We start from the raw sequence: 6,200 nt of genomic DNA on the forward strand, positions 1-6,200 counted from the left end.
AGAGATTAATTGCCGACCAGAACAGACAGAGGGTGCTGTAAGTGATCAGTTTGTCAACGAGAGGGTCTAAAATCTTCCCTTCATCGCTGACTTGTCCCGTTTCTCTGGCCAGTGCGCCATCGACAATGTCGAATGCGATAACTGTAGTTACCACAAAAGAGGCCATAGCTCCGAAAGCTTGCCAGGGGAGACCGGTATAGGCGGCCAGTTCGATACGGTAGTACCATGCAAGCCAGCCGGGAACGAAGAAAAGCAGTCTGCCCAAGGTGATCTGGTTTGGCGAGATGCCAAGGTCGTAACCGACCCAGCGGACAAAACGGACAAAGAGTCTGTTGCGCATGATAGGACCCGCGAGATGACAATGAGAAAGGAGGAAAGAAACTGTGTTCCGTCCAAGGTAACGAAACTTGCTGCACTAAACTCAATTTGCCGAGATTTGGCAAGAAAGAGTTTAGTGATTCACCGGGAAGAGTTTGTTTGTGGACGGGGCTCTTGCTCCTTGGATGGCTTGATCAAAATCTGCCGCATAGCTTCCCGGAAGATGCCCTCTTTGTAAGTGACAGTCAAGGTGACAATGTAGGTACCTGGAGAGGTGTAGATATGCAGTGGATTATGGGAGTTGGCCACTTCGCCGTCGCCAAAATCCCAGTGGATGGAAACAGGGGGCGGTCCACTTTTTACTGTCCTTTGGAATGAAACAGTGAGAGGTGCTGATCCAGCAGGTGGTAAGGTGGAGAAGGAAACAGGGGGGATCTCCTGCGTCGACTGGTTGAGTCCGGTAGCGGGTCGTTTGAGGTTTAAGGTGCTGATCCCCTCAAAACCGGTGACCTGAGTCGGTACACTCTGGTTCTCCGTCGAGCCGTCGCCCAGTTGTCCATAGGTGTTAATTCCCCAGGCCCAGACCGAACCGTCGGCTTTAACTGCTAGGGTGAACATGGCGCCGGCTGCGATGCTCGTGACGGAACTCATGCCTTCTACTGGTAGGGGCGTGGGTCGGTTGCTCGTGGTGCCATCACCAAGTTGTCCGTAGTCGTTTTTGCCCCAGGATAAGAGAGTGCCGTCTCTTTTGAGGGCAAGAGAGTGATGGTCGCAGGCCACAGCGATGAAATTGTTGCCCTGGAGTGTCAGTAGCGTTGGTGTTGGGGTGTTATTTGTAGAACCAGCGCCGAGTTGTCCGTCATGGTTGTATCCCCAGGCCCACAGTTCACCAGTAGAGCTTATGGCGAGCGTATGATTGGATGCTGAAATCTGAGAAAGGCAGGCAGTGATGTTGATGCGGATAGGCGTTGGTTGAGGCGAGTAGGAACCGTCGCCAAGTTGTCCGAAGGAATTTCCCCCCCAGGCCCAGAGAGCACAATCATGGGTGTAGGCGAAAATGGATGACAGCCCGATGCCAACTCCGGCAACATCGGAGATTGATGAGAGTGGTTGCGGGGTGAGAGTGGCGCCACCGGACGAGCCCATCGTCCGGTGGCTATTCTGGCCCCAAAGCCAGAGGGTGCCGTCGTTTTTGATCGCCATGGCGGTACTCGCGTTCAAGGTGACGGCGTCAACATTGTCAAGACCCTGGATCTTGATGGGACGGTGGCGGGAGGTTGTGGTTCCGTCGCCAAGCTCCCCGGACAGGTTAGAACCCCAGGTCCAGACGGAGCCGTCATGGCCAAGGGCCATGGAGCTGGTGTAGCCGGCGCTCACGGCCTTGATTTCAGGGAGGCCCTGCACCAGGATCGGGGCGGTGGAGTACTGCAAAGTACCGTCGCCGAGCTGTCCTTGGTCATTAAAGCCCCAAGCCCAGACCGAGCCGTCAGCGGCCAGGGCTAAGGCATGCGCACCTCCAGCGGCGACGGCGGGATTGGTCTCACCACAAGCCTGTCTTGGCAGGAGGAAGGAAAGGGTGAGCGTGATGACGATGAAAGCGCTGTCCCGGAATGGCATCGGAAGAGAGTCTCTCCGTGGTGGTTAATTTCTGGTAACTATCGAGTTCAATCCGGGAAATGAGGGGTCCGGGTAGAAATCACTTTTTTGCTTTGATCCGGGTAGGTAAATTATTTCAAAAACAACGGGATCAATTGATTAATTCTTCTTCAATGGAGTCCGGGTCACTGGAGTTATAGTAAATAATGTTCTTGAGGTGATAGAAACTGTCGATGTCGATTTCGGTAAAGTTGAGAGCGATACGGTCGGTATCAACTCTGACAATAGTACCTTTCATCGCCAGGCGAAGCTGGCTGGAGCTGCCGCTTAGCTCGAGGGAGAGATCGCAGGTTTCACCGATTGCATGGCCGCTGACTCCTAGGACGGAGACGCCCTTGACGCTCAAGTTCTCAGTCGCGCATTGATTGTAGTGAGCATTGGGGAAAACCACATCAGCGGTTGTTTGAAAGGGTACTCTGGTATTTTTCCGTCGGTCTCTTGACATCATCATCTCCTTATTGAATCAATATTTTATGTCAATGTTCCAGGATTAGCAAGATCCCTTCGCGGTTCAGCATGGTAAATGGGTCAAGCAGGGGGAATGTGCCACCATCTTCCATATAGGCGGTGCCGGCAATGTCGCCATTCTGCTGCTTAGCAAATTTGATCATGGTTTGCTCGTGCTCCTGAACGGATTCACAAAGGATGGCGCCATGACGGTTGCCGCTGGACAGGATAACAAGGGTGCTCGATAGTGGGGCTGGGGCTTCCGGCAGGTTATGGCCTTGGGGGATCATGATCGGCAGACTCAGGGTCTGAAGGGTACGTTCGTCAACCCGGGCGAGGCTGCCGGTGAATTGGTGCGCGAGTTTCTGCAAAAATCTGGAGTAATCCTTGAGCGGCACGGTGGCGTTCCGGAGATAGAGGGTCGCTATGCTTGGCGATAGGGTGCGGAGCATGGCAATAGCGCTACTCTGAAGGACTATGAAAGTGTCTCCGATGGTAAAAACCTTGACGGGTGTGGGAGGACAGCTGGTAATCACCTCTACTGGCTGACGGTTGGGGGTTGTGTCGTCTAATAAAGAGACCGATGGAAGCGGAAGGTCATGAAGCAGGGAATAAACGACGGGAGAGTCAAGCCAGGTGGCAAATAACGTGGCAATTTGACTACCGAGAGAACCTGTTCTGGCCAGGGATTTATTGAATTCTGCACACAGAACGCTGATTATTTCTTGTTCGCCCTTGGCTGAGAGGTTACTGCTTGATGATTGCGGTTGCGGCTGTGAGGATGGTTCTGGTGGGGCGGGCTGAATGGTTGGTTGAGAGGTGCTGCCACCTTTGGACTGGATTTTTGTTTTAAGAGAGGTGAAGCGAGTAAACAGGCCACGGAATAGCTTTTCTTCGTGGGTTGGATCATCGGCCAGGTCTTCATGAAGGTTGACGATATGGGCCATGGCCTCTTTCAGGAAATCGATGGTTTCCGGCGGTGAGTTCCCGCGGGTTTTGATGTAGGCTAGGACGTTGGTCGCCATGACCAGCATGGCATGGAGTGGTTTACGATTGGCAAAGTGCATACGCAAGCTGGCAAAGGCGGTCTCGAGTTGTTCCGCCCGTTTGGGGCTGAGCCTCCAGTCCTGGGCAATAATCTCGGCCTTAAGTCGCAGGATGGCATCATCAATGGCATGGGTCATGGTTGCTGTCCTGGCGAGTTTATGATGGTGTATTCAGTCATTCGCGTGTAATATTATGGCGGTGCGAAAAAATTCTAGGCGCATTATTAACAAGCTCTGGCGGTTAGCACAACGTCAAAATCCAAGAGGAAAAAGTAGTGGAATTGTTTTTTGCGACGGTCCTCGGGGCCATGGTCGGATCTTTTTTGAATGTAGTCATCCTTCGGCTTCCCAACGAAGGCGAGTCAATTGTCCTTCCGCCATCTCATTGCCCTCAGTGTAAGGCCCTTATTCGCTGGTTTGATAATGTCCCGGTCATCAGCTTTTTGCTGCTTTTGGGACGTTGTCGGCACTGTCGTCAGCCTATTTCTTGGCAGTATCCCGCAGTAGAGTTGCTGATGGCCTTACTGTCGTACGCCTTGTGTTATCGATTCGGACTCAGCCTGGACTTTCTGGTGTATTTTCTTTTTTGTGCGGCTCTTCTTGTCATTATCTTTATTGATCTTCACCACGGGATTATCCCTGATGTCATCAGCCTTCCCGGGATTGTCGCAGGATTTGCCGTCTCTTTTATAGGGGTAGGAGGGGTTACCTGGCAGGCATCGGGATTGGGGTTGCTCGTGGGGGGGGGGATTTTTTACGCTATTGCCGCCGGCTACTATCTGTGTGCTGGCAGGGCGGGAATGGGTGGAGGAGATATCAAGCTCTTGGCCATGATCGGGGCTTTTCTTGGTTGGCAGTCCTTACCTTTTGTTATTTTCGCCAGCGCCTTGCTTGGTTCCGTGGTGGGCATTGGGGCCATGATTAAACAGAAAAAAGGGGGGAAGACGGTTATCCCTTATGGGCCGTTTCTGGCTGTGGCCAGTTATGGGTATCTCTTTTTTAGCCGCGATATCTGGCGGTTGGCTAATCTATATTATTTGCAGTAAAATCCATCTCAAGAGAGGACAGTCGGTGTGGGTGAAATGACGAAACGAGTTTTGTTGGTGGACGATGAGGATCTCATTCTCGAAGTGTTGAGTGCGGTGCTGACTCAAAATGGCTACTATGTGGAAAAAGCCACTAACGGAAAGGAGGCCCTGGAGAAGATCGGCAGCGGTTTTTTTGATCATATCGTAACAGACCTTGCGATGCCGGTGATGGACGGTCTTGCCCTGCTTAAGGCCTTGCAGGAAATGGAGAGTGATTCTATCCGAACCGTTATCTCGGGAAAGACGGAGATTGAATCGGTCAGTCAGGCCTTCAAGCTTGGGGCCAGTGATTTTATTGCCAAGCCGTTTCAGTCTGACCAGGAGATACTGCTTACCCTCCGGCAGGCGGAAGAGAAATTTCGGTTGCAGAAGGATAATGTCCGTTTGCAGCGCGAGGTGGAGGATAAATACGTCTTTGCTAATATCGTTGCCCGCAGCCGGGCGATGTTGGCCATCTTCGATACCATTACCAAAATCGCTGATTACAAGACCACGGTTCTCATCACTGGCGAGAGTGGCACGGGTAAGGAGCTTATTGCCCGGGCTATTCACTATAACAGTGTGCGGAAGAATCAGCCCTTGGTGGACATCAACTGTGGCGGTATTCCGGAAAATTTATTGGAGAGTGAGCTGTTTGGTTACGTTAAGGGGGCCTTTACCGACGCGCACCGCACCAAAAAGGGTTTGTTTGAGGAGGCCGACGGCGGGACATTGTTTCTTGATGAAATTGGAGATATGCCGCTGCCCTTGCAGGTTAAACTGTTGCGGGCCTTGCAGGAAGAGGAGATTCGACCGTTAGGCTATGGTCAGTCAATTAAGGTCGATGTGCGGATCATCGCCGCCACTGCCAAGAAATTACGGGATCAGGTTCGGGACAAACAGTTTCGTGATGATCTATTCTACCGGATTAATGTGTTGGCTATTGAGGTTCCTCCTCTGCGTGAGCGCCGTGAGGACATCCCGATTCTGGTCGATCACTTTGTTAAGAAATACAATCAGCGGTTGGGTCTTGCCGTGACTGATATTGATAAAAAGTGCTTGGAAAAGTTGATTCACTATGGCTGGCCGGGGAATGTCCGGGAGCTTGAGAATGTCATTGAGCGGGCGATGGCGCTATCTGACGGGAATGTTCTGACGATGAAGAACCTGCCGCCTGAGTTGTATCTGGGTGGGGCGAATGGGGATATCAGCATGCTCGGAGGGTACACCGGGTTCTCGATTAAGCAGAACCGGGCAACTATGGAGCGGCATCTTATTATCAAAGCGCTGGAGGAAACCGGGGGCAACCGCACCCATGCCTCTGCTCTGCTGGAAATAAGTATCCCGGCGTTACTGTATAAGATGAAGGAGTATCAGGTTACTGACTTATAACCGTAACTATTTAGCAGGATTATCACTGTTTGGCGTGCGTGGGCCACTCGCTCCGGGAGTGAAATAATTTTTGCTATGATAATTCATTGATTTCTGACATTCTCAGTAAACATTAACACCCTATCCAATAAGACTAAGACGATCTTTCAAGATATATTAGAGGCATCGACACACCCACCAAGATTCAAAATTCTAATGGTGGTGATACGTTATCTTGAAAAGTCGAAGGGGGTGTTGGAAACGCTCTCAGGTACTCTCGTCAATTTGCGATTTG

Annotated in this window: 6 protein-coding genes; 2 read left to right on the forward strand and 4 right to left on the reverse strand. The window is 51.6% G+C overall.

Annotated elements, in window-relative coordinates; genetic code table 11:
- From FP815_04635 to FP815_04650, 4 genes are all read right to left on the reverse strand, one after another.
- Positions 1–340, reverse strand: a 340-nt coding sequence (locus FP815_04635) for a CDP-alcohol phosphatidyltransferase family protein (protein MBA3014224.1), incomplete at its 3' end; no start/stop codon positions are given.
- Between the two features lie 119 nt (positions 341–459).
- Complete coding sequence (locus FP815_04640; GenBank protein MBA3014225.1) at positions 460–1,935, reverse strand: PKD domain-containing protein; 1,476 nt, start codon at positions 1,933–1,935, stop codon at positions 460–462.
- A 130-nt stretch (positions 1,936–2,065) separates the two neighbouring features.
- The gene (locus FP815_04645; protein ID MBA3014226.1) at positions 2,066–2,422 is read right to left on the reverse strand and encodes a PilZ domain-containing protein; all 357 of its coding nucleotides are present in this window, start codon (positions 2,420–2,422) and stop codon (positions 2,066–2,068) included.
- Positions 2,423–2,450: 28 nt separating this feature from the next.
- Entirely contained in the window at positions 2,451–3,605 is a 1,155-nt protein-coding gene (locus FP815_04650) for a hypothetical protein (protein MBA3014227.1), read from the reverse strand.
- A 170-nt stretch (positions 3,606–3,775) separates the two neighbouring features.
- Here FP815_04650 and FP815_04655 point away from each other — a divergent pair, with 170 nt between their 5' ends.
- Together FP815_04655 and FP815_04660 are read left to right on the forward strand one after the other, a co-directional pair.
- Entirely contained in the window at positions 3,776–4,513 is a 738-nt protein-coding gene (locus FP815_04655; protein MBA3014228.1) for a prepilin peptidase, read from the forward strand.
- Positions 4,514–4,549: 36 nt separating this feature from the next.
- The gene (locus tag FP815_04660; GenBank protein ID MBA3014229.1) at positions 4,550–5,926 is read left to right on the forward strand and encodes a sigma-54-dependent Fis family transcriptional regulator; all 1,377 of its coding nucleotides are present in this window, start codon (positions 4,550–4,552) and stop codon (positions 5,924–5,926) included.
- The last annotated feature ends 274 nt before the right edge of the window (positions 5,927–6,200 follow it).

It is taken from the genome of Desulfobulbaceae bacterium (assembly GCA_013792005.1).
Taxonomy (GTDB): domain Bacteria; phylum Desulfobacterota; class Desulfobulbia; order Desulfobulbales; family VMSU01; genus VMSU01.